Source organism: Fructobacillus sp. ESL1096 (genome assembly GCF_058511985.1).
Genome location: NZ_CP196400.1, coordinates 1,376,568 through 1,398,906 on the forward strand (window position 1 = coordinate 1,376,568; position 22,339 = coordinate 1,398,906).

General features: G+C 44.9%; 24 protein-coding genes. 23 read left to right on the plus strand and 1 reads right to left on the minus strand.

Translation table 11 applies throughout. The annotated features are described in order from the left end of the window. The first annotated feature begins 86 nt into the window (after positions 1 to 86). The 10 genes from ACSYSR_RS06630 to pepT all read left to right on the plus strand — a co-directional run bounded on the left by ACSYSR_RS06630 (position 87) and on the right by pepT (position 7,929). Complete coding sequence (locus tag ACSYSR_RS06630) at positions 87 to 1,286, plus strand: CCA tRNA nucleotidyltransferase (RefSeq protein WP_489815714.1); 1,200 nt, start codon at positions 87 to 89, stop codon at positions 1,284 to 1,286. A gap of 4 nt (positions 1,287 to 1,290) precedes the next feature. After that, positions 1,291 to 1,788, plus strand: coding sequence for a dihydrofolate reductase (locus tag ACSYSR_RS06635; RefSeq protein ID WP_489815713.1), 498 nt, complete (start codon positions 1,291 to 1,293; stop codon positions 1,786 to 1,788). A 15-nt stretch (positions 1,789 to 1,803) separates the two neighbouring features. Then, a complete protein-coding gene (locus ACSYSR_RS06640) occupies positions 1,804 to 2,655 on the plus strand; it encodes a DegV family protein (protein WP_489815712.1) in 852 nt (283 codons plus the stop codon). An 18-nt stretch (positions 2,656 to 2,673) separates the two neighbouring features. Continuing rightward, positions 2,674 to 3,246 (plus strand): DUF2140 family protein, encoded by a 573-nt coding sequence (locus ACSYSR_RS06645; RefSeq protein WP_489815711.1) that lies wholly within the window; start codon positions 2,674 to 2,676, stop codon positions 3,244 to 3,246. Continuing rightward, positions 3,236 to 3,463 carry a YozE family protein gene (locus ACSYSR_RS06650; protein ID WP_256470328.1) on the plus strand — a complete coding sequence of 76 codons (228 nt, stop codon included), beginning with the start codon at positions 3,236 to 3,238 and terminating at the stop codon, positions 3,461 to 3,463. Before ACSYSR_RS06645 ends, ACSYSR_RS06650 begins: the two co-directional genes overlap by 11 nt. Before the next feature lie 23 nt (positions 3,464 to 3,486). Then, on the plus strand, positions 3,487 to 4,335 hold the full coding sequence (ylqF, locus tag ACSYSR_RS06655) for a ribosome biogenesis GTPase YlqF (protein ID WP_489815710.1): 849 nt from the start codon (positions 3,487 to 3,489) through the stop codon (positions 4,333 to 4,335). Next, entirely contained in the window at positions 4,328 to 5,092 is a 765-nt protein-coding gene (rnhB, locus tag ACSYSR_RS06660) for a ribonuclease HII (protein ID WP_252773916.1), read from the plus strand. The genes ylqF and rnhB overlap by 8 nt, the downstream gene beginning before the upstream one ends. Before the next feature lie 95 nt (positions 5,093 to 5,187). Then, positions 5,188 to 5,889, plus strand: coding sequence for a tRNA (adenine(22)-N(1))-methyltransferase (locus ACSYSR_RS06665; RefSeq protein WP_489815709.1), 702 nt, complete (start codon positions 5,188 to 5,190; stop codon positions 5,887 to 5,889). After that, a complete protein-coding gene (locus tag ACSYSR_RS06670) occupies positions 5,873 to 6,661 on the plus strand; it encodes a Nif3-like dinuclear metal center hexameric protein (protein WP_489815708.1) in 789 nt (262 codons plus the stop codon). Before ACSYSR_RS06665 ends, ACSYSR_RS06670 begins: the two co-directional genes overlap by 17 nt. Positions 6,662 to 6,687: 26 nt before the next feature. After that, positions 6,688 to 7,929 carry a peptidase T gene (gene pepT / locus ACSYSR_RS06675; RefSeq protein ID WP_489815707.1) on the plus strand — a complete coding sequence of 414 codons (1,242 nt, stop codon included), beginning with the start codon at positions 6,688 to 6,690 and terminating at the stop codon, positions 7,927 to 7,929. A gap of 92 nt (positions 7,930 to 8,021) precedes the next feature. Here the strand turns inward: pepT and ACSYSR_RS06680 are convergent, their stop codons facing one another. Next, complete coding sequence (locus ACSYSR_RS06680; RefSeq protein WP_489815706.1) at positions 8,022 to 8,219, minus strand: YjzD family protein; 198 nt, start codon at positions 8,217 to 8,219, stop codon at positions 8,022 to 8,024. Between the two features lie 217 nt (positions 8,220 to 8,436). Here ACSYSR_RS06680 and ACSYSR_RS06685 point away from each other — a divergent pair, with 217 nt between their 5' ends. The 13 genes from ACSYSR_RS06685 (at position 8,437) to ACSYSR_RS06745 (ending at position 22,269) form a co-directional block, all read left to right on the plus strand. Next, on the plus strand, positions 8,437 to 11,838 hold the full coding sequence (locus ACSYSR_RS06685; protein WP_489815705.1) for a DNA polymerase III subunit alpha: 3,402 nt from the start codon (positions 8,437 to 8,439) through the stop codon (positions 11,836 to 11,838). 95 nt (positions 11,839 to 11,933) lie between these two features. Beyond that, positions 11,934 to 13,352, plus strand: a complete 1,419-nt coding sequence (gene pyk / locus ACSYSR_RS06690) for a pyruvate kinase (RefSeq protein ID WP_252773922.1) — start codon at positions 11,934 to 11,936, stop codon at positions 13,350 to 13,352. Between the two features lie 93 nt (positions 13,353 to 13,445). Then, positions 13,446 to 14,447, plus strand: coding sequence for a PhoH family protein (locus ACSYSR_RS06695; RefSeq protein WP_489815704.1), 1,002 nt, complete (start codon positions 13,446 to 13,448; stop codon positions 14,445 to 14,447). Continuing rightward, positions 14,447 to 14,929: an rRNA maturation RNase YbeY gene (gene ybeY, locus ACSYSR_RS06700; protein WP_489815703.1), complete on the plus strand. Its 483-nt coding sequence runs from the start codon at positions 14,447 to 14,449 to the stop codon at positions 14,927 to 14,929. Before ACSYSR_RS06695 ends, ybeY begins: the two co-directional genes overlap by 1 nt. Next, positions 14,907 to 15,428 carry a diacylglycerol kinase family protein gene (locus ACSYSR_RS06705; RefSeq protein WP_489815702.1) on the plus strand — a complete coding sequence of 174 codons (522 nt, stop codon included), beginning with the start codon at positions 14,907 to 14,909 and terminating at the stop codon, positions 15,426 to 15,428. Before ybeY ends, ACSYSR_RS06705 begins: the two co-directional genes overlap by 23 nt. Before the next feature lie 8 nt (positions 15,429 to 15,436). Continuing rightward, a complete protein-coding gene (era, locus tag ACSYSR_RS06710; protein WP_489815701.1) occupies positions 15,437 to 16,348 on the plus strand; it encodes a GTPase Era in 912 nt (303 codons plus the stop codon). An 80-nt stretch (positions 16,349 to 16,428) separates the two neighbouring features. Beyond that, positions 16,429 to 17,214: a DNA repair protein RecO gene (recO, locus tag ACSYSR_RS06715; RefSeq protein ID WP_489815700.1), complete on the plus strand. Its 786-nt coding sequence runs from the start codon at positions 16,429 to 16,431 to the stop codon at positions 17,212 to 17,214. After that, positions 17,211 to 18,173 carry an asparaginase gene (locus ACSYSR_RS06720; protein WP_489815699.1) on the plus strand — a complete coding sequence of 321 codons (963 nt, stop codon included), beginning with the start codon at positions 17,211 to 17,213 and terminating at the stop codon, positions 18,171 to 18,173. Before recO ends, ACSYSR_RS06720 begins: the two co-directional genes overlap by 4 nt. 130 nt (positions 18,174 to 18,303) lie before the next feature. Continuing rightward, the gene (gene glyA / locus ACSYSR_RS06725; protein ID WP_252773929.1) at positions 18,304 to 19,536 is read left to right on the plus strand and encodes a serine hydroxymethyltransferase; all 1,233 of its coding nucleotides are present in this window, start codon (positions 18,304 to 18,306) and stop codon (positions 19,534 to 19,536) included. 73 nt (positions 19,537 to 19,609) lie between these two features. Next, positions 19,610 to 20,155 (plus strand): 5-formyltetrahydrofolate cyclo-ligase, encoded by a 546-nt coding sequence (locus ACSYSR_RS06730; RefSeq protein ID WP_489815698.1) that lies wholly within the window; start codon positions 19,610 to 19,612, stop codon positions 20,153 to 20,155. 138 nt (positions 20,156 to 20,293) lie between these two features. Continuing rightward, positions 20,294 to 21,631, plus strand: a complete 1,338-nt coding sequence (locus ACSYSR_RS06735) for a Y-family DNA polymerase (RefSeq protein ID WP_489815697.1) — start codon at positions 20,294 to 20,296, stop codon at positions 21,629 to 21,631. Beyond that, a complete protein-coding gene (locus tag ACSYSR_RS06740) occupies positions 21,624 to 22,022 on the plus strand; it encodes a hypothetical protein (RefSeq protein WP_489815696.1) in 399 nt (132 codons plus the stop codon). The genes ACSYSR_RS06735 and ACSYSR_RS06740 overlap by 8 nt, the downstream gene beginning before the upstream one ends. Then, on the plus strand, positions 22,009 to 22,269 hold the full coding sequence (locus tag ACSYSR_RS06745; RefSeq protein WP_252773933.1) for a hypothetical protein: 261 nt from the start codon (positions 22,009 to 22,011) through the stop codon (positions 22,267 to 22,269). Before ACSYSR_RS06740 ends, ACSYSR_RS06745 begins: the two co-directional genes overlap by 14 nt. The last annotated feature ends 70 nt before the right edge of the window (positions 22,270 to 22,339 follow it).

Below are 22,339 nucleotides of genomic sequence, written 5' to 3' on the forward strand. Positions count from 1 at the left end.
ATGAATGGAAATCCCTTTGTTTCGTGCATTCAAGGTGAAATCTTGCTAAGATTAGATGAATAGTAAATGATTAGAAGGAGGTGGCGATGAAGCTTGAACTGTTACCAAGTGAATTGACGGCTGCCAAGCCGATTCTAAAACAGATTAACCAAGCCGGCTTTCAAGCTTATTTTGTTGGCGGTTGTGTTCGTGACATTATCTTAGGAAAACCAATTCACGACGTTGATATTGCTTCTTCTGCCTACCCAGAAGAAATTAAAAAAATATTTAAAAAAACGGTTGATACTGGTATCCAACATGGCACTGTTATGGTCTTGGACCACGGTGAGGGATATGAAATTACGACTTTTCGAACGGAGTCTACTTATACGGACTTTCGTCGACCTGACCAAGTAACGTTTGTACGGTCATTGAGTGAGGACTTGAAACGCCGAGACTTTACCATTAATGCCTTTGCCCTCGATGAAGATGGTCAAGTCATTGATTATTTTGACGGCCTGAATGATTTGTCTAACCGACAAATCAGGGCAGTTGGTTTAGCAAAAGAACGCTTTACAGAGGACGCTTTGCGAATGATGCGTGCCCTGCGTTTTGCTGCGCAATTAGATTTTCAAATTGAAGGCCAGACTTTAGCCGCCCTGGTGGAGCTAGGACCTAATTTAGCTAAAATCGCCGTTGAGCGTATTCGAGTCGAATTTGAAAAGATGTTGCAAGGGCAGGCTGCTGGGGTAGCTTTGCAAGTCTTAGTTGAAGCTGGACTTTTGCCTTACCTACCAGGAAAAACTGGGTTGATGACGGAAGCCAACGTTTTCAAGGTGGCTACGCAGCTGGAAAGAAAACAACCGCAAAGTCAACAAGTTGTCTGGGCTTTGTACCTGGGGCAACAGGGCTTTGATGGGCCCACCCTGCAAGCGCAGTTACGGCAGTGGAAGCTATCGAAAGAAGTGATGCAGGCCGTGACGGCGGTTGGGCCACTGTTAGCTGATGTCAACCAGATTGACCGGTGGGCGATTTATGAGCACAATGCCCACGTGGAAACGTTACTGGAAACGCTGACAATCATGGGAATTGACGAAGGCGTGACGGACAACATTCAAAAAACCTATGATAGCCTGGCGATTTATTCAATGAAGGACCTGGCCTTAAGTGGTGGAGACTTGATTGCTGCTGGTTTGGCAAAACCGGGTCCTGATTTAGGCGCGGCGTTAAAGAAAATGGAACGGGCTGTGGTCTTAGGGCAGGTGAACAATACCAAAGAGGCCTTAACCACCATGGTGAAGGAGTAGACAGATGGCAACAGTTAAAATGGTTTGGGCGGAGGATGACCGCCACGCAATTGGTAAGGATGGGGATTTACCTTGGTCCATCCCATCAGACTTACAACACTTTAAAAAAGAAACGGTCGGGTCGACCATGGTGATGGGCCGTGCAACTTGGGCAGCCATTGGCCGTCCTTTGCCACAACGTCAAACGGTTGTTTTAACTCGAAAAAGTGATTTTGACCCCGGCTTTAAGGAGGTCGTTGTTGTTCATTCCCTTGTTGATTTGCAAGCTTTGATTGATGATGAAACCAGCCAAGGGCACGTCGTGACTGTTGCTGGTGGTGCTCAAGTCTTTGCAGCGCTGATGCCAATGGCGACTGATTTGATTGTCACGAAGGTCAAGGGAGACTTCGGAGGGGACACTTTTGTCGATCCAGTTGATTTGAATCAATTCAGGTTAACAAAGCAACAAGAGGCCGTCGATGGCGACTATCAATTAACCTTTTTAACATATAAACGGAAGTAAGTAGGAGACGATTCTATGGCTAAAGTACAGATTGTAACGGATTCAGCTGCTAAGTTAACTCAGGCAGAAATTGACCAGTATCACATCAAGGTTGTCCCATTGACTGTTCAGATTGATGGCACCATTTATCAAGACGGGGTGACCATTTCAGCTGAAGAATTCTTGGAAAAAATGCAAGAAAGCAATCAGTTGCCACAGACTTCACAGCCATCGATTGGGGCCTTTAAAGAAGTTTACGATCAGTGCTATCAAGAAGATCCGGAAGCAACGGTCTTATCTTTGCACCTGTCATCTGGTTTATCTGGTACAGTAAATGCGGCCGCTCAGGCAAATGCCTTAACAAAAGCTGATGTCCATGCATTCGATACGTTGAGCGCTGACCGGTCTGAGGCGTTTGTAATCCTGGCAGCAGCGAAAGCAGCGCAAGCTGGTCAAAGCTTAGAAGAAGTTTTACAGGTTGCAGAAACTGCCAGGGACCAAACTTACATTTTTTTGTCATTCCGCTCACTCGATAACATGGTTGCTGGTGGTCGCTTATCAAAGACACAGGGCTTGATTGGTAATCTGCTGAATATTAAGGTTGGTGCCAAGGTCGATGCGGAAGGCAAAGTGGATGTTGTTGTGAAAGGGCGCGGCTTAAAGACCATTAAAGCCTTTAATGAAAGCGTGATTGAGCAAATGAAGGGCTACCAGCAGATGAAGGCGATTGGAGTAACCTATACCGGCATCAAGGATGAGGCCGAAGAAATGGTTCAACGCTTAAATGCCATTTGGCCAGACATTGACATTCTCTTGTCAGTGGCAACACCAATTATCTCGACACATACGGGGATGGGCGCTTTGGCCATTCTCTTTGAAGCAGAATAAAGAAAGAGTTGATATTAAGTGAAAAAGGGTAAGGTCGTCATTTTAACAATTGCTGGGATTGTGGTCGTTTTAGGTGCGGGGGCGGGTCTTGCCTATATGAACCTGGCCAACCAAACAGGTCCAACGGTTAGCACCAAGAAAGCAGATAGTGACCAAGCGACTGGTACCAAGAAGGTATTGGCAACTAAGTCATTCACTAAAGACGAAGTCAATGAGATGATTCAGTCCCAATTGCAAAATAGTCATTATCAGGTTAACCTTGATGGAAAGAACATTGTAGCAACCAGCACGAGTTCGAGTTTGAAGGGCCAATTAACGATGACACCCAAGGTTACCAGTGCTGGCAACGTTGTTTTAACTGTTAACAAGGCGAAGGTTAATTCGCTGGATGTTCCTGCCAAGGCTGCCCTTGGCTACCTACTTAAGCAAAATATGGCACCAGCCGGTGTGGCGATTCAGCCAAGTCAGGGGCAAATCACGTTGGATTTGTCGCAGTTAACACAGGATGGTCAAACAGCTTACCAAGCTAAGCAAATTGATGTCCAGAATGGAATTTTTAAATTTTCAGAGGTAGATACTAGTGCCCAGTAAGTCACGAACTTTTTATGGTTGGTTGATGACCAACCGCAATTCGGTTGCAGCAACCGAAATTCAACAATTTGCCAACAATGCCTTTTTGGACCAAAGCTTTCCAAAACAGTCGACCGATTTTGATGAACTTTCGAATTACTTGGAGGGTTCAGCGAGTTATTTAATGTCGATGACTATTTTTGATGAGGCTTGGTCAGAGTACCAAGCATCGCGGTAAGAAAAAGACAGGAAGGAAAGTCCATGGGACAATTAATACAATGGTATCCTGGTCATATGGCCAAGGCCTTTCGCCTGATGCGCGAAAACTTAAACTTGGTAGACATTGTTTTTGAACTGGTTGATGCCCGCTTACCAGCGTCATCACGTAATCCAGAAGTGGATAAATTGATTGGTGATAAGCCAAGACTGCTGGTTTTAACCAAGGCTGATTTAGCCGACCCCAAGCAGACCAAAGCTTGGAAAGAACGCTTTGAAAAAGAAGGGCTAAGTGTAGTCGTCTTGGATACGAGAAGTCCAAAGACACCTCAGACGATGACAAAGGCGGCCAAAGCTGTTTTGGCCGATAAAATCAGGGCCCAAGAGAAGCGTGGAATTGAGAATCGCCCCATTCGAGCAATGCTCGCTGGGATTCCCAACGTTGGTAAGTCAACCCTGCTCAATCACCTTGTCCAAAAGAATGTGGCACCGACAGCCAACAAGCCTGGGGTGACGAAGAAGATTGCTTGGCTAAAGACGCCAGCAGGGTTGGAAATTTTGGATTCACCAGGTGTCTTGTGGCCTAAATTTGAAGACCAGCAAATCGGTCTTCGCTTGGCCTTGAGCGGAGCGGTAAAGGATACACTCTTTGCCAAGGATGATGCGGTATTGTCTCTGATTGCTTTTTTCCGGGATTATCGTCCGCAAGCTATTATTGAGCGTTATCACCTGGCGGATGACGCCTTTACGATGCTGTCTGATGTGGATATTCTCTTAGCCATTACGGCTAAGCTGGGTTTTAAGGACGATTATGATAAGGCGGCTGTACGCGTTTTAAATGATCTTCGTCAAGGAAAGTTGGGTACGTATACCCTGGATTTAATTCATGGCTGAAACGATTGTAAGCATTAAAACGGCTTTAAAAACAGCTGCCTCGGATGACTGGCGCTTAGCTGCCTGGCGGCTAGATGACCGTCAAGGTGTCAAGGCTGCTTTAGCAGCTTTTGATCGACGGCAGGAAAAATTAGCCGAGCAAAAGGCGGCCTTTTTGTCGCGCTTTTCTTTGGAAGAACCACTTTGGACAGCTGGTTATCAAAACATTGCCGGTGTTGATGAGGTTGGTCGGGGGCCCTTGGCGGGACCTGTTGTTGCTGCGGCAGTAATCTTGCCACAGAATTTTGATCAATACGGCGTCATTGACTCAAAGCAGGTGAGTGAAAAACACCGTTTGGAATATGTTCAGGCGATTAAGGACGAGGCCGTTGCTTATGGGATTGGCGTGGTTAGTGCGCAAGTGATTGATGAGGTGAATATCTATCAAGCCAGCCGGCTAGCGATGAAGGAAGCAGTGGAACAGTTGCAGCCCATGGCCGACTATTTATTAGTTGATGCCATGACGATTGATACAGATTTGCCACAGCAATCGCTGATTAAGGGGGATGCTCGTTCTAACTCGATCGGTGCAGCCAGTATTTTGGCCAAGGTCACACGTGACCAAATGATGGCTGACTATGACCGAGAATATCCCGGTTATGATTTTGCTCATAATGCCGGTTACGGCACAGCTAAGCACCTCTCAGGTTTAGTGGCTTTAGGCCCATCACCGATTCACCGGTGCACTTTTGAACCGGTGAAAAAGCTTTTATCATGATTTTTTATGGGGCGCAAAAATTTTGTGGCTCCTTTTTGCTCGTTAGCTTGGCACTGGCACAAGCAGTAATTTTTTAATTGAGAAAGGAATTGCTTATGACAGCAATTAAACTGAGCCCGCGGTTAGCCGCAGTGAAAGATTTGGTGAATGACCAGGCACGTGTTGCCGATATTGGGTCAGACCATGCCTATTTAGCGGCAGCCCTGTTACTGGAAAAGAAGAGCGAATTTGCCTTGGTGGGTGAGGTTGCGCAGGGTCCTCTCGAGAATGCTATTCATACGGTGGCCCATTATGGTTTGTCTGACCAAGTAACTTGTCGGTTAGCGGACGGACTAGCAGCGATTGAACCCGCTGATCGAATCGAAACCGTTGTAATTGCCGGAATGGGTGGTTTGCTGATTGAGAAGATTTTGACTGCTGGCCAAGATAAGGGGCCGTTTAACCAATTAATTTTACAGCCGAATACTGATCAGGCGGCGGTTCGTTTGTGGCTAAGTAAAAACGGTTATCGAATTGATCAAGAAGAAATTGTGCAAGAGGGACACCACCGTTATGAAATCATTGTGGCCGTTCCCGGTCAACAGGAGCTGACCCGTGCCGACTGGACCTTTGGTCCAAAGCTCCTGCAGGCAAAAAGTCCAGTTTTCTTGGCCAAGTGGAAGCAAGAACGCAGTCGAGCGGCTGAGGTTTTGTCACGATTAGAAAACGCACAACAGACAGGCACTGAAAAGTATGTAAACTTACAAAAAAAGCTCAATTTTATCAACCAGGAGGTTTTTAATGGTCAAAGCAAGTGAATTAATTGAACAAATTGAGGCCTTTGCACCAAAGTCGTGGGCTGAACCGGGCGACCCAACTGGGTTACAGATTGGCCAGCCGGACCAACCAATTCACCGTGTCTTGACGACCCTGGATGTACGGCCGGAAGTTGTCCAGGAGGCCATTGATTTAGGGGCTGATTTTATCTGGGCTCATCACGAAGCCATGTTTCGGCCTGCTAAAAACCTCGATTTGTCGGACCCACAAAATGCCATGTATGCACTCGCGATTAAAAATAACATTGTGATTTATGCCTCTCATACTAACTTGGATGCTGCCATTGGTGGTTTGAATGATTGGTTATGCCAGGCATTTGGGATTGAAAATCAGGCGCCACTTCTGCCAAGTGATGAGGGCAAGCCCGGGATGGGGCGGATTGGTGAGTTGAAGACTGCCTTGACCATGGCTGACTTTGCGAAACAGGTGAAGACTGTTTGCCAGGTCGCTGCTGTGCGTCTGATTACCAATGATGCGACTAAAATTGTGAACCGGGTTGCCATTCTAGGTGGTGATGGTGGTAAGTATTGGCAAAAGGCGCAAGAAGCTGGCGCTGACCTTTACTTAACTGCTGATTTGTACTACCATGTTGGTCATGATGTATTGGCCGCTGATTTTGCCGTGTTAGACCCCGACCACCATATGGAAGCCTTGGCCAAAGAACCGATGGCTCAAAAAGTGCAAGAGTGGTTTGATGGACAATTACCGGTCACGGCTAGTCAGATAAATACTGATCCCTATACCTATTTTTAGGTCTGTTTGCAAGCAGGAGGTTTTGCATGTCTGAGAAGTACCCACAGTTAGTGTCTCGTTTCTTACGCTATGTCAAAGTTGATACGCGGTCTGATGAAGAGAGTCAGACGATTCCATCATCGCCAAAAGAAGTTCAGTTTTTAAAGGATTTGGCCGTTGAATTAAAGGAAATCGGCTTGGAAAACGTCCGCACGATGAAGGATGGCTATCTTTTTGCTGAATTGCCTTCGAATTTACCAAACGGACGGGGAACAAAGATCGGCTTTATTTCCCATGTGGATACGGCTGATTTTGAAAGTGAGCATGTCAACCCACAAGAAGTTGATCACTACGACGGACATTCCGTTTTGGAGTTGGGGACGTCCGGCTACAAGTTGGACCCAGAAGTGTTCCCGCATCTCAAGAACTATCAAGGACATGATTTGATTACGACGGACGGGACCACCTTACTAGGTTCTGATGACAAGTCTGGTGTGGCTGAAATCATTGCTTTGGCAGAATATTTGTTGGCCCACCCAGAAGTAAAGCATGGTCCAGTTCGCTTTGCTTTTGGTCCGGATGAAGAAATTGGTATCGGCGCTAATCATTTTGATGTTGCTGCCTTTGATGCTGATTTTGCCTACACCGTTGATGGCGGTCCGTTGGGCGAATTGGAGTGGGAAACCTTCAATGCTGCGCAGGCCGAGATTGTGATCACCGGTCAAAACGTTCATCCTGGTACTGCCAAGGGAGCAATGGTTAATGCCATTCAAGTCGGGATTGATTTTCATAATGCGTTGCCTGAGCATGACCGTCCCGAAAAGACAGAGGGTCGTGAAGGTTTTTATCATTTGATTGATATGGCAGGAACGCCAGAGAAAGCTACGTTAACTTATATTATTCGTGATCACGATCGGGAAAAGTTTGAAAGCCGCAAGCAAACGCTGGTCCAAATCGTCGACCAATTAAATCGGGATTTGCAAAAAGACCGAGTAGCTTTGACCCTAAAAGATCAATACTACAACATGGGTGATGTCTTGAAGGATCACCAAGAAGTTGTTCAATATGCCGATCAAGCCATGATGGATTTGGGCATCACACCGGATACACAACCGGCTCGAGGTGGTACGGATGGATCAAAGATTACGTTCTTAGGTCTGCCAACGCCAAATCTTTTTGCCGGTGGTGAAAACATGCACGGTCGTTATGAATTCGTGTCAAAACAGGTGATGGAACAGGCAACTGATGTTTTGTTAGGGATCTTGACAAAGGCGGCAGAGTCAAAGTAAGCAGACTGGCTTAACTTGATTAATTAAAATTAATGGCAATAAAAAAGACTAGGATTTTTTCCTAGTCTTTTTTTAAGTAAACTGTTGGTGTTTTAGGCTTGGTTGTCTGCCTTTTCTGCATTTGGAGAATCTGACAAGGCAGGTACCAAAACGAGGGCAGCTTCACCAACGATAATCGTTACGAGAGCTGTCACACCTGGATTGAAAGTTACGCCGGTCATTTGTCCGACCAAGTAACCAAGAACTTCACCAAACAGTGCACACCAGAAGGCGGCGGTAATATAGCGCATGTTTCCACTTCCTTTATGATTTACCCACTATGATACGCCCCTCTGATAAATTCGCAAGAGAATTTGTTTGATTTAAGGACAACAATTTCAGATAAGTGTTGGTTAAAAAGGCCAAGCAGCTAAAGAGGGGCGGGCGATGTTCTTGGAATTTTTCAGCTAGGCAAACAAATTTTCGGTATAATGTTTTTAGACTAGTGACGCCGTCAAGGAGGACTTTATGTACGCACCATTACAACAAAAAAGCGCTTATTCGCTTTTGCAAAGTCCTAATTCGGTAGAGCAAATTATTCAAGTGGCCAAGGACCGGGGCTATCAAGCGGTCTCTTTGGCAGAAGAAAACGTGCTTTATAGCGTGGTTGCCTTTTACAAAGCGGCCAGAAAAGCCGGTATTAAACCAGTTTTTTCGCTGGTCTTGCAGGTTAATGGCTTGGTGAATGTGGCCACAGCTTTCCCGGTTTTACTGACCGCTAAAAATCAGGTTGGTTATCAAAACTTGGTTTATTTGTCTTCTAAAAAGATGGCAAATCCTGATCAGGCGCTTCAATTGTCTGACTTGACTGGTCACCTCGATGGGCTTTCTTTAACTTTGTCGCCAAAATCAGAATTGGGGCAGTTAATTGTTGTCGAAGATTCGGCGGTTAAAAATTACCTGGATCAGTTAACTGACAAGGTTGGTGGAGCTGATTTTTACTTAGGCATTAATCCATTAATGTCGGTTCACCACCAAGACCTCTTAGTCGCTTATGCCATGGCCCATCAAGTGCGCTTAATCGCTTGGGACCAAGTCGATTATTTAAACGAGGAAGATGTTTTTTTTGCTCAAGTTTTGCGAGCCATTAATCAGGGAACTCAGTTAGAAGACTTGGACCTTTTAGCCCGTGAAAAAGGGGCCTATTACCTCAGGTCACAGGCGGAAATTGCTGAATTGTATCAAAAAAATGCGGCTTTACGTGGTGCTTATCAGAATAATGAGGCCCTGATTGGTGAGGCGAACGTTGACTTGGCGTTCAAGTCACCAGCCCTACCTGTTTTTCAACAGGATTCTGGGTTGGATTCGAAAACATATCTGACCCAATTGGCCAATGCGGGCTTAAAGCGTCGGCTAACGGGCCATGAGGAGTCCTTTCAAGACTATCAGGACCGGCTGAACCATGAGTTGACCGTCATCGTGGGACTTGACTTTGCTGATTATTTCTTGATAGTTTGGGACATTGTTAAGTACGCCAGAGACCACCATGTCCAAACTGGTTCCGGTCGTGGATCCGCTGCGGGGTCCTTGGTTGCTTATACATTAGGGATTACCAATGTTGATCCCTTAGCCGAAGGATTGCTATTCGAACGGTTTTTAAATCCTGACCGAGCATCGATGCCCGATATTGATATTGATTGGCCAGATGACCGTCGTGATGAAATTCTTGCTTACCTTCATGATAAGTACGGTCAGGAATCTTTCGCACAGATTATTACTTTTGGTACTTTGGCAGCTAAGCAGGCATTGCGCGATACAGCCCGTGTTTTCGGCCTTGATGCCAAGGCACAAAAACGGCTTTCAGAGGGCGTACCGGCTGGTAAAAATGGTCGTAAGGTGCCTCTGAAAGAAGCCTGGACGGCGCCTGACCAAAAGCTTAAACAAGCGATTTATGACTTGGACTTTGGTCAACTGCTGCTAAAAACGGCTTTGGCAATTGAAAACTTACCGCGAAATTATTCAACCCATGCTGCCGGCGTCGTCCTTTCAGACCAACCATTAGTGGCCACGTTGCCGGTTCAAGTTGGCAATGATGGCTATCTCTTAACTCAGGTTGAGAAGGGGCCAGTTGAAGAACTTGGCCTATTAAAAATTGATATTTTGGGCCTGACGAACTTGAAAATTTTGGCACAAACGATTGCCTTGGCTCAAGACGATCTGCCAGCTGATTTTGATATTAAAAAAATTGATTTTCAGGACAAAGAAACCTTGCAACTTTTTGCCAATGGCAATACAACAGGCATTTTCCAGTTTGAGTCGGCTGGTATGAAAAATGTCCTAAAGCGACTGGAAGTGGATGATTTTCATTTGATTGTGGCGGCCACGGCCCTTTATCGACCAGGTCCTAGCCAACACATCGACCCCTTTATTAAACGACGCTTGAAACAAGAACCCGTGCCGACGATTGACCCTGTCGTTGACCAAATCTTGGCCCCAACCTACGGTATCTTAGTTTATCAGGAGCAGGTCATGCAGGTGGCTGCTGCCTATGCTGGCTTCTCATTGGCCCAGGCGGATTTTCTTCGGTCGGCGATGTCCAAGAAAAAGCTTGAGCAGATGGCAGCGGTCAAAACTGCTTTTATAACTGGAGCACAGCAAAAGGGGCACCGTCTTGACGAAGCAGAAAAACTGTTCGCTTATATCGATCAGTTTGCTAATTATGGTTTTAATAAGTCGCATGCAGTCGCTTATAGTCAACTATCGTTCCAGCTGGCCTACATGAAGGCCCATTACCCATTGGCCTTTTATACAGCAATTTTGAATGCCCACCAAGGCGGTGTCGAGAAGGCGCAAGCCTATTTGGCCGAGGTCAAGCAACTCGGTTTGAAGGTTTTGCCGCCAGATGTTAATACCTCCACTAGGGATTGGTCTATCCAAGCTGGCGCTCTGGTTATGGGCTTGGGCAATATTAATGGCTTGCAAACGGCCTTTGTGACAACCTTATTGGATAGTCGCAGTCAGATTGGTCGCTTTGCTAGTTTGCAAGACCTGATCAAGGCTTTGCCTGAGAAATTCCGCGATGAAAAGTTTTTAAATCAGCTTGCCTATGCAGGGGCACTTGACCATTTTGGCTATAACCGGGCGGAACTCTTAGCCAATTTGCCGGACTTGATTAATGCGGCTAGTTTTGGTGACTTAGTTTTGTCAGAGACGAAAATCAAGAAATTGGCTGATTTGCCGTTAGTAGAGCGACTGCAAACGGAAAAAGAGGCCCTTGGCTTTAACCTATCGGGCCATCCAACTGAGGCTTTTCAAGCCGATTACGACCGAGGAACCGTGACGGCTATGGTCAATTTAGTTGCTGGGCAGCGTGTCAAAGTTTTAGGCCTCGTTAAAAACGTCAAGGTTATCCAGACGAAACGGGGGGACGATATGGCCTTTGTTAATTTAACGGACATGACCGGCAGCGTCGATGTCACCATCTTCCCCAAAATTTATGACAAGGTCAAAGCGGTCTTAAAGGTTGGACGCTTAGTTCAGGTAGGCGGCAACACAGAAGTCCGCCAGGGGCTCTCTGTTATTGGCAATTTCGTTGACGCAGTGGATGCCAGCCAAAGTCAAAATTTCCAAGCTGATTTGGACAAAAAACATCCGGTTCATCAGCAAACAGCACCAACAAAAAAGACTGCTCAGTCAGGTACATGGTTTTTGCGTCTGGATGAAGACCATGATCAAGAGCCGATTAAAAATCAGCTTTGGCAGGTTATGCAACAAAATCCTGGTGACTACCCGGTTATTTTGTATTGGCCGAAGACAAAGATAAGGCGAATGTTACCACAATCTTACAATTTAGCTGGTTCAGACCAGTTAAAGCGGGCATTAGAACAGGTTCTATCTAGTAAAAATGTCGTTTTCCGACAAAAAGACTAAATTGTGTCTTGTGAATTGGTTATAGAGTGTATTACAATATGAAAAGGAAGTTGTTTGTAGGCAACTCACCAAGATATCAAAGGAGCTATTTACCCATGAAAAAGACGAAGATCGTCTCAACACTTGGTCCATCATCAACTGATGTAGACACAATTGTGAAGTTAATCGAAGCAGGTGCGAACGTATTCCGTTTCAACTTCTCACACGGTGATCACGAAGAACATTTGGGCCGTATGCAAGCAGTTGCAGAAGCCGAAAAGATTACCGGTAAGACTGTTGGTCGTTTGCTTGATACAAAGGGTGCCGAAATCCGGACTACTAAGCAAGCTGATGGTAAGATTCAATTCTCAACTGGCGATGTATTCCGTATCTCAATGGACGACAGCATCGAAGGTACAAAGGAAAAGATTGCAGTTACTTATCCTGGATTGTTTGACGACGTTAAGGTTGGCGGACAAGTGCTCTTTGATGATGGTTTGTTAGCTACTACTGTCACTGAAAAGGACGAAGCAAACAAGGAATTGGTTGTTAAGGCTGAAAACAATGGTTTGTTGGGATCACGTAAGGGTGTGAACGCTCCTGGTGTTTCAATCAACTTGCCTGGTATCACTGAAAAGGATGCTGATGACATTCGTTTTGGTTTGGACCACGAAATCAACTATATCGCTGCTTCATTCGTTCGTAAGCCTGAAGATGTTTTGGATATCCGTGCCTTGTTGAAGGAAAAGAACATGGAACACGTTCAAATCATCCCTAAGATTGAATCACAAGAAGGTATCGATAACTTAGATGCTATCTTGGAAGTTTCTGATGGTTTGATGGTTCCACGTGGAGACATGGGTGTTGAAATCCCTGCCGAAAACGTGCCTTTGATTCAAAAGGAAATGATTGACAAGATGAACGTTTTGGGATTGCCAGTTATTACTGCTACTCAAATGCTCGACTCAATGGAAGAAAACCCACGTCCTACACGTGCCGAAGCTTCCGATGTTGCCAACGCTGTCTTTGATGGTACTGATGCAACAATGCTTTCTGGTGAATCAGCTAACGGTGATTACCCAGTTGAAGCTGTTGCTATGATGGCCGCTCTTGATGAAAAGGCTGAATCAGCTTTGTCATTGTACAGCCGTCATGCTGATACTTTCTACGGTGATGATGATGTTGAATCAGTTGCTTCAGCAGCAGCTCGCTTGTCAGATTCAGTTGAAGCTAAGGCCGTCGTTGTTTTGACTGAAACTGGTTACGCTGCACGAATGGTTTCAAAGCACCGTCCTGCTGTCATGACCATTGCAATGACAAAGTCAGAACGTGTTCAACGTGGATTGACTTTGAACAACGGAATCTTGCCTGTTTTGGTTGACACACCAAAGACTGTTGATGACTTGGTTGCTAAGGCCAAAGAAGAAGCCCAAGCTCAAGGATTGGCAACTGCTGGTGACAAGATTGTTGTTGTGACTGTTGCCCCAATTGACATGGCTAAGTCAACGAACAACGTTTCTGTTGAAACAATCTAATAAGTTTACTGAAAAAGTCCGATTTTGTCGGGCTTTTTTTGTTCTAAATTGTGTTAAAATAGGGTAAGTTCAACTAAATGAGGTGCGGAATTTTTGACAACGCAAACTGAGAAACTATTCACTTTTGAAAACATTGAACAGCAGACCAAATTAACGGGTCCAAAGGATCAACTTTTGGTTTTAATAGAAGAAGGCCTGGCCGTTAAAATGCTCGTTCGTGGCAATCAGGTAGCTGTCCAAGGCGATTCGAACCAAGCTTCTTTGGCACTTGCCGTTTTGGAAGCACTGACACAATTAATTAAGAAACAAATCTCCGTTGGTCCTGCTGACGTTATCTCTGCGATGACGATGGCCAAGCGGGGAACGCTGGATTACTTTGCAGATTTGTATAGTGAAAGTATTATCCGCGATAACAAGGGCCGTGCAGTCCGGGTTAAAAACTATGGTCAGCGCCAATATGTTCAAGCGATTCGCAAAAATGATTTAACTTTTGGGATTGGACCAGCTGGAACAGGAAAAACTTTCTTGGCCGTTGCCATGGCCATCTCGGCCTTAAAGAAGGGTGATGTTGAGCGAATTGTCATTACTCGTCCTGCGGTCGAGGCTGGTGAATCACTTGGGTTCTTACCGGGTGATTTAAAGGAAAAGGTTGACCCTTATATGCGGCCGATTTATGATGCCATGAATGCTTTAGTCGGAGCAGACCATGTTGCTCGCCTAATTGAACGGGGTGTCCTAGAAATTGCGCCACTCGCCTATATGCGTGGTCGCACCCTTGATGATGCCTTTATTATTGTCGATGAGGCTCAAAATACGACAAATGCCCAAATGAAGATGATTTTAACACGCTTGGGCTTTGGCTCTAAGATGGTTGTTAACGGGGACCCCTCTCAGATTGACTTACCGCATGGTGTTCGATCTGGGCTGGTTGCTGCCCGTCGGATTCTTCGCGATGTCAACCGCATCGCCTTTATTAACTTTGAAAGTGGTGACGTTGTTCGTCATCCAGTTGTTGGTCTGATTGTTTCCGCTTATGAGGATGCAGATGCCCGACTAGCAGAACTAAAAAACGCACAGAAAGAAGCCAATAACTAATGGATTTAGCATTAATTGATCAGACGAGCGATGGTGTAACACAGTTTCACCAAGACCTTGTCCAATCTGTTTTAAATTATGCTGGTGCCTATCTAGAATTACCAGACAACACTGAGATGTCAGTGACCTTTATGAATAACGATGCCATCCAGGCCTATAACCGCGACTATCGTGGCAAGGATAAGCCAACGGACGTCATTTCTTTTGCCATTGAAGAAGATGGCGAGGATAGCCCTGTCTTGCTTGATGAAGAAATGGCCGCCGATATCGCTAAAAATATTGGGGATATTTTGGTCTCCGTTGATATTATTGAAAGCCAGGCGGAATACCTTGGTCACTCTTTTGAACGTGAACTTGGTTTTCTAGTGGTTCATGGCTTCTTACACTTAAACGGTTATGACCACATGCTTGGTGATGCCGAGGAAAAAGAGATGTTTGACTTGCAGAGGAAGATTTTAGATGACTACGGACTTACGCGATAACAATCACGGTCAGAGTGAAGAGGCTGATTTCCATCCTAAGTCCGCTGTGGAAGAATTGGCGGAACAAACCAATCCCAAGGCGCCGTCTGGGCGGAACAAGAATTTTTTAATTTCAATGTATCATGCATTGAAAGGAATTTTCTTAGTAGTGATTCGCGAGCGAAATATGCGCTTTCATTTAAGTTTTGCGTTCTTTGTTCTGGTGCTTGGCCTCTACTTAGGTCTGAACCGGTCTGAATGGCTTTGGGTCGTGATTGCAGTTTTTTTGGCTGTTTATGGCGAGTTCTTAAATACAGTGGTGGAAGCTGTTGTCGACCTGGTGGTTGAACGTAAATACCATCCTTTAGCTGGTCTGGTGAAGGATGTTTCGGCCGGAATGGTTTTAGTCGCTGTTGGTGCTGAGGTGATTATCTTAGCTTTGATCTTCCAGCCACACATCTGGCATTACTTCGGGATTGAAACGGACTTCTCTCGTTTTGTTCACCGTTTGAAAGGATAACTTACTTTATGACAAATCCAGGATTTAAATCAGGTTTCGTGGCCATTATTGGTCGACCAAACGTTGGAAAGTCGACTTTATTGAATCGCATTGTTGGTGAAAAAATTGCCATCATGTCCAATAAGGCGCAGACTACCCGAAACAAGATCCAAGGTATTTATACTACCAACGATGCCCAGGTAGTTTTTATCGATACACCGGGTGTTCATAAGCCTCAAAATTCTTTGGGCGATTACATGGTCAAATCAGCTTTCTCAGCCTTACATGAAGCAGATGCAATTTGGTTTGTTGTTGATGCAAGTCAAAAGCGGGGCGGGGGTGATAACTATATCATTGACCGTTTAAAGGAAGTGACGAAGACACCGATTTACTTGCTGGTCAACAAAGTCGACTTGTTGCCTAAGGAAGAACTGTTTGAAGTCATCCAATCTTATCAAGAAGATGCACCAGTCTGGAAGGAAATCTTCCCGATTTCAGCAACCGAGGGGGACAATGTTCCTGAGCTGTTGGAAACAGTCATCAGCGATCTGGATGAAGGCCCCCAGTACTTCGATTCAGATCAGTTAACGGATCATCCCGAACGCTTCGTTATCTCTGAATTAATTCGTGAGAAGGTTTTGCAATTGACCAAGCAAGAAGTCCCACATTCTGTGGCGGTTGTCATTGATAAAATCTCTTCCGATGATGATGGTTTGGTTAGCATCCAAGCTTCAATTATCGTTGAGCGTGCCAGTCAAAAGAACATTGTGATTGGTAAGCAAGGGCGGATGATTAAGGAAATTGGTACACGAGCACGGAAAGACATTGAACGTTTACTCGGGTCTAAGGTCTTTTTGGAAACCTGGGTCAAGGTTGAAGAACGTTGGCGTGATCGACCACAGGCCTTGCAAAGCTTTGGCTACCGTAAGGATGATTTTTAAGGTCGCCTTACCAGCCACAATAGCTGAGCAGACAACCATCAGCTTGATGGTTGTTTTTTTATGGAAAAGGGGGGACCGTGATGGCATTGATTGAAGGTCTAGTCTTGTATACACGACCTTACCGAGATAACGATTTACTGGTTCGAGTTTTTACGAAGGAACAAGGGATAATGACTTTGATGGCTCGAGGAGCTAAGAAGGCAAAGTCAAAAATTGGTTTTGCCTGCCAGGTTTACTCTTGGGCCATTTTCGATGGCGCTTATCCAAAAAATAATCAGGGTTTAGGCTTTATTAATGATGTGCAAGACAGTCATCCCTATAAAAATGTTGTTGGGGACATCAATGTGAGTGCCTATGCAGCACTAATTGTAAAACTCTTGGATTTAGCCTTCGAGGAGGGAAAATCAGAACCAGAATGGTATGAAAAAACGTTGATTGGTTTTGACAAACTCAATGAGCAGGTAGACCCCCAAGTCATTACCAATATTTTTGAACTGCAGTTGCTGCCTGCTTTTGGTGTGGCCCCTAATTGGCAGGCCGACCCGCTTTCCGGAGCGGTAACGGGGGTGTTTGATTATTCTGAAAAATATAACGGTATCATTGAACGGTCACATTTTGACCTTGATGACCAACGTTTAAACTTAGATCAGAAGGTTGTCTATTACTTACGGCAATTTTCAGCAATTGACATGAATAAGATTGCTAAGGTAACCTTATCTTTAATGACTAAGCGCGGTATTCAACGGGTGATTGACTATCTTTATGACCGAGAAGTTGGGTTGAAGCCAAAAGAAAAGGTCTTCATTCAAAAAATGGCTGCTTTTGAAGGGCAGCTGGCCATTAAGGCTCGAAAGGGAAAGCCATGAAAAGAATTTTAGTTTTACATACTGGTGGGACGATTGCCATGCACGAGGATGTTGATGGTGATGTTGAACAGGGTGCACAAAACCCATTGAATGATGCTCATCTTGATTTACCTGAAGTGGAGCTCACAACTGAAAATATTTTTAACTTGCCATCCGAACACATCACACCAACTCATATGTTGGCTCTCTATAACCGCCTCAAAGATGCGCAAAAAGATTTTGACGGGGTAGTGATTACGCATGGAACAGATACTCTAGAAGAGACTTCATTCTTTTTGGACGGAACGCTTTCCTTTGAAATGCCGATTGTCATGACTGGTGCGATGCGTTCCTCCAACGAATTGGGATCCGATGGTTTATATAATTTCCAATCAGCCTTACGCGTGGCCATCGATGAACAGTCTAAAAATCGGGGTGTCATGGTTGTTTTAAATGACGAAATTCATGCTGCTCGTTTCGTGACAAAAACGCATGCAACAAACGTTGCCACCTTTGCTTCACCGATTTCAGGGGCGATGGGCATGGTGAATAAACGCAAGATTCTCTTCTTTTATGATTTGCCAGATAAGCGGACTTATCCAATTAAAGCTGTTGATAAAAGAATTCCGGTTATGAAAGCCTACGCTGGGATGGATGGCCATATTTTGAGCCTGTTAGCTGAATCAGGAATTGATGGCATCGTGATTGAGGCGCTTGGAGCGGGAAACTTGGGTGAGGACGCTGCCTTGGGCGTTTTGAAGCTTTTGGATGCTGGGATCCCAGTGGTGATTGTTTCGCGGTCTTTTAAGGGGATTGCCGAACCGGTGTACGATTACCTTGGTGGTGGTGTACAGCTCGAGAAGGCTGGAGCCATCTTTGCTTCGGCCGTTAATGGGCAAAAAGCCCGACTAAAGCTGTTGATTGGGTTGGAGAACAAGCTAAACACGAACGATTTAAACGATTACTTGCATGAATTTTAATAAAAGTCGTACTTATACTAGACTAGCGCAATCAATCTTTGCTATAATTACTTTACACTAGTTAATCAGCTGACTGGCTAGCCACTGTTGTTTGATTTAGTGAAAGAAGATGCCCAGGAGAGCTTAAATCATGAATTTTACTGACCAAGACCCATTGATTTTTTCAGCCATTCAACAAGAAGGTGCCCGGCAAAACCGGACAATCGAATTGATTGCTTCTGAAAACTTTGCTTCAAAAGCCGTGCGAGCTGCCCAAGGTTCGGTATTGACGAATAAGTACGCGGAGGGATATCCCTACAAGCGTTACTACGGTGGAACGGAATATGTTGATATTGTTGAACAAGCTGCGATTGATCGTTTAAAGGAGTTGTTTGGTGCAGAATATGCTAACGTGCAACCACATTCTGGTTCACAGGCAAACGCTGCAGCCTACATGGCCTTCTTGAAACCAGGCGATACAATTTTGGGTATGGATTTGGATGCCGGTGGTCACTTGACTCACGGAGCTAAGGTAAGTTTTTCTGGTAAGGTTTACCATTCTGAAACTTATGGTTTAGATCCAGAGACTGAAACTTTGGATTATGATGCCATCATGGTACAAGCTAAGGAAGTCAAGCCACAGATGATTGTGGCTGGTGCATCTGCTTATTCACGAACAATCGACTTTAAGAAATTCCGAGAAATTGCTGATGCAGTTGGGGCCTACTTGATGGTTGACATGGCCCACATTGCTGGGTTGGTTGCAGCTGGTTTGCACCAAAATCCAGTTGGCATCGCTGATGTTGTGACATCAACAACCCACAAGACTTTGCGTGGTCCACGTGGTGGGGTAATTTTGTCACAAGAAAAGTATGCTAAGCAAATCAATTCAGCCATCTTCCCTGGTTCACAGGGTGGACCTTTAGAACACGTGATTGCAGCCAAGGCCGTTGCCTTTGGCGAAGCATTACGTCCAGAATTTAAGGACTATGCTAAGCAAATCATCAAGAATTCACAGGCAATGGTTACGGTCTTTGAAAAGACTGACGACATCCGTGTTGTCGCTGGTGGTACTGATAACCATCTCTTCAACCTAGATTTGACCAAGACTGATTTGACTGGTAAGGAAACACAAGAATTGTTGGACCGTGTTTCGATCACGACCAATAAGGAAGCTTTGCCAAACGAACAACGCAGTCCATTTATTACTTCTGGAATTCGTATTGGAACACCCGCCATTACGACTCGTGGTTTTGACGAAAACGATAGTGCTGAAGTTGCTCGTTTGATTGTGGAAGCAATTCATAACCATGACGATGAGAAGGTATTAAAGGACATTAAGAAACAAGCGGAGCGTTTGGCAATGGCCCATAAATTACCGTAATGCCCAATTAGATGAGAATGATGAAAAGCTGTTAAGTCAGCTTTTTTTCTTTGAATCTGCTGGAGATGAAAAAATGCTTGATAAAAAGACGATTCGCCAGGAACAAAAGGCCAAGTTAAAGGCTTTGAACCCTTTAGTAAAAATTGAACAAGAAAAACAGTTATATCAAAAACTGTTTCTACAGCCAGCCTGGGTTCATGCTCAAACTGTCGCTGTGACGGCCTCGCTTCCTTTTGAAGTCGACACAAGGCCGATTATGGCGGCCGCTTGGCAGGCAGGCAAGACAGTTGGTTTGGCGAAGGTGGTTGACCGTGAATTAACCTTTGTTGGAATTAGTACTGATAGTACCCTGACAGTCGGTCAGAGCTTTGGTATTTTAGAGCCCGAAAATGGTCGGCAACTGAAGAAATCAGCAATTGATTTGGTCTTAGTGCCGGGGCTTGCCTTTAACGAGGAAGGTCTGCGTGTCGGCTTTGGTGGTGGCTATTACGACCGCTTTCTAGCTGATTATGAGGGGGCAAGTGTCAGCCTTGCTTTAGCAGAACAAAGGCGGTCTGATTGGATTCCCGACAACTTTGATGGGGTGGTTGGCCAGGTTTTGACCCTAAAAAATCAGTGATTGTAACATAAAATTTGAATGAGAGTCTCAACGTGAACGTTGGGGCTTTTTCTTAGCAAATTTTTATTGATTTTTTCTTGCTAAAGCGAACATCTGTTCGTATAATGAAAACAGACTCAATAGGGAGGAGCCCGTCAAATGACCACTAATGATTTTGCCAAAATTTATCAAAATGAAGACCGGCGGGTTGTTTTTCTAATCGATTCAAAGAGTTTCTATGCCAGTTGCGAAGCGGTTGAACGGGGCTTAAATCCGCTGCAGGCCATGCTGGTGGTGATGTCACACCAAGAAAATGACACAGGGGGGCTAGTGTTAGCTTCATCGCCAATGGCCAAGAAACGGCTTGGCATCTCCAACGTTACTAGACAAAAGGATGTCCCAGATGTGCCTGGTCTGATTAAGGCAGAGCCGCGGATGAACCTTTATATCCAAAAAAACTTAGCGATTAATGCCATCTACCAACAATACGTTGATGATGAACACTTGTTACCGTATTCCATTGATGAATCAATCTTGGATATCACTGATTTTTGGCACCTTTTTGGTAAGAACCCAAGAGAAGTCGCTCAAAAAATTCAGCAGCAGGTCCTTGCTGAAATGGGAATCTATCTTTCAGTTGGTATCGGCGATAGCCCGGTTTTAGCCAAATTGGCCTTGGATTTGGAAGCGAAGAGGGCCCCACACCTACTGGCTGAGTGGCATTATGAAGATGTACCCAAGAAGCTGTGGCCTGTGACAAACTTTGGACACGTGTGGAGTATTGGCCAAAAAACGGCAGAAAAGTTGAAGGGGTGGGGAATTGCAAGCATTGGTGATTTAGCCAGGCAAAACCCATATATGCTGAAAGAGCGCCTTGGATTAATGGGTGAGCAACTTTATGCTTTGGCTTGGGGCATTGACCGGTCTGATTTAACAGAAAAAATTATGCCCAAAGATAAGTCTTATGGGAACTCACAGGTTTTACCGGAAAATTATCATGATGGGGCGGCCATCCAAGTAGTTGTGCAAGAAATGGCCGACCAGGTAGCAAGTCGTCTGCGGGCACATCAGCAACAAGCGACCTTAGCGTCACTTTACCTGGGTTACGCGGACCAAGGAATCGCTTTCAATACGCGCCACAGTCCAAAAACGGGTTTGCATCAAACTGTCCGGATTGAACCAACCAACCGTAGTCAAACATTAATGAACGTTTTGAAACGTATTTTTCAAGAAAATTGGTCGGGTGATGCCGTTCGCTATATTGGAGTTTCTTTTTCTGGCTTATCAAGTGAAAGTGTTCAAGAAATTTCACTTTTCGACAAGACTCCTAGTCCAACCGACCAAGAAGAAGACCCGGTTGATACGGTGGTTGACCAAATTCGCCGTCGCTTTGGGGCAGCGAGCCTGGTCCGATCTATTTCCTTAGAAAAGGGGGCGACGGCGATTAGCCGTGCTAATTTAGTTGGGGGCCATAATGGGGGCAATGCTTATGAGTGAGAATTTTTTTGCTGATCCTGATTGGCTAGCAACTGTCTCCGGCTACTTTGACCATGATTACCGTGACCGAGGCAAAGTTAAGTGGAATGGTTTTTTTCTTTCGGACCACACTGCCGAATTAAAAAATCAGAAGACGAATCAAGATCAGGCCGATCAAACAGAATTGCATGAGGCCATGTCATACGAACAAATGCAGCAGGTGGTTGCTTTGGCATACCGTAACTCACAGCGGTTAGTTGTCCAGGCAAACAGTTTCGATATCGAGGGCCGTGCTAGTCCTGTGGAAATTGGGAAGGTAACTGGCTTTTTTATGGACGGTTTTTACTTAGACAAAGAACCAAAAAATTGGGAAGAGTTGCAGTTTGTGGGGGTTGATCATGATCGAAAATGAATTAATAACTGAAATTTTAAAGGAAATGGCACCGTTATTTAAACGGGCTAAAAATACTATTTATGAATTACGAGTGGTAGACCAACGATATGCTGGCCAAGTTAATTTTTTCTTTGAGTGGAATCAGGTTGGTCGCTCAACCATTTCTCGTCAAATTTTAACCGTTCCTAGACGGCGGGTAAAAGATTTAGAAGGATTAATTACGGCCTTGAAATCTAAAACAATGGTGACAGTGACACTGGTATAACCCCTATCAAAACAGCACTAAAAAAACTTTTTATTAATAATTGTCTATTTTATGTTACAACTGTGCAAAT

Excerpts from the sequence above, each read along its gene's own strand:
- ACSYSR_RS06730 (WP_489815698.1), top strand. The coding sequence starts at position 19,610 with ATGCTTGATAAAAAGACGATTCGCCAGGAACAAAAGGCCAAGTTAAAG.
- ACSYSR_RS06745 (WP_252773933.1), top strand. The coding sequence starts at position 22,009 with ATGATCGAAAATGAATTAATAACTGAAATTTTAAAGGAAATGGCACCG.
- ACSYSR_RS06735 (WP_489815697.1), top strand. The coding sequence starts at position 20,294 with ATGACCACTAATGATTTTGCCAAAATTTATCAAAATGAAGACCGGCGG.
- ACSYSR_RS06640 (WP_489815712.1), top strand. The coding sequence starts at position 1,804 with ATGGCTAAAGTACAGATTGTAACGGATTCAGCTGCTAAGTTAACTCAG.
- ACSYSR_RS06740 (WP_489815696.1), top strand. The coding sequence starts at position 21,624 with ATGAGTGAGAATTTTTTTGCTGATCCTGATTGGCTAGCAACTGTCTCC.
- era (WP_489815701.1), top strand. The coding sequence starts at position 15,437 with ATGACAAATCCAGGATTTAAATCAGGTTTCGTGGCCATTATTGGTCGA.
- rnhB (WP_252773916.1), top strand. The coding sequence starts at position 4,328 with ATGGCTGAAACGATTGTAAGCATTAAAACGGCTTTAAAAACAGCTGCC.
- ACSYSR_RS06685 (WP_489815705.1), top strand. The coding sequence starts at position 8,437 with ATGTACGCACCATTACAACAAAAAAGCGCTTATTCGCTTTTGCAAAGT.
- ybeY (WP_489815703.1), top strand. The coding sequence starts at position 14,447 with ATGGATTTAGCATTAATTGATCAGACGAGCGATGGTGTAACACAGTTT.
- ACSYSR_RS06630 (WP_489815714.1), top strand. The coding sequence starts at position 87 with ATGAAGCTTGAACTGTTACCAAGTGAATTGACGGCTGCCAAGCCGATT.
- ACSYSR_RS06670 (WP_489815708.1), top strand. The coding sequence starts at position 5,873 with ATGGTCAAAGCAAGTGAATTAATTGAACAAATTGAGGCCTTTGCACCA.
- pepT (WP_489815707.1), top strand. The coding sequence starts at position 6,688 with ATGTCTGAGAAGTACCCACAGTTAGTGTCTCGTTTCTTACGCTATGTC.
- ACSYSR_RS06705 (WP_489815702.1), top strand. The coding sequence starts at position 14,907 with ATGACTACGGACTTACGCGATAACAATCACGGTCAGAGTGAAGAGGCT.
- ACSYSR_RS06635 (WP_489815713.1), top strand. The coding sequence starts at position 1,291 with ATGGCAACAGTTAAAATGGTTTGGGCGGAGGATGACCGCCACGCAATT.
- ylqF (WP_489815710.1), top strand. The coding sequence starts at position 3,487 with ATGGGACAATTAATACAATGGTATCCTGGTCATATGGCCAAGGCCTTT.
- recO (WP_489815700.1), top strand. The coding sequence starts at position 16,429 with ATGGCATTGATTGAAGGTCTAGTCTTGTATACACGACCTTACCGAGAT.
- ACSYSR_RS06680 (WP_489815706.1), bottom strand. The coding sequence starts at position 8,219 with ATGCGCTATATTACCGCCGCCTTCTGGTGTGCACTGTTTGGTGAAGTT.
- glyA (WP_252773929.1), top strand. The coding sequence starts at position 18,304 with ATGAATTTTACTGACCAAGACCCATTGATTTTTTCAGCCATTCAACAA.
- ACSYSR_RS06720 (WP_489815699.1), top strand. The coding sequence starts at position 17,211 with ATGAAAAGAATTTTAGTTTTACATACTGGTGGGACGATTGCCATGCAC.
- pyk (WP_252773922.1), top strand. The coding sequence starts at position 11,934 with ATGAAAAAGACGAAGATCGTCTCAACACTTGGTCCATCATCAACTGAT.
- ACSYSR_RS06665 (WP_489815709.1), top strand. The coding sequence starts at position 5,188 with ATGACAGCAATTAAACTGAGCCCGCGGTTAGCCGCAGTGAAAGATTTG.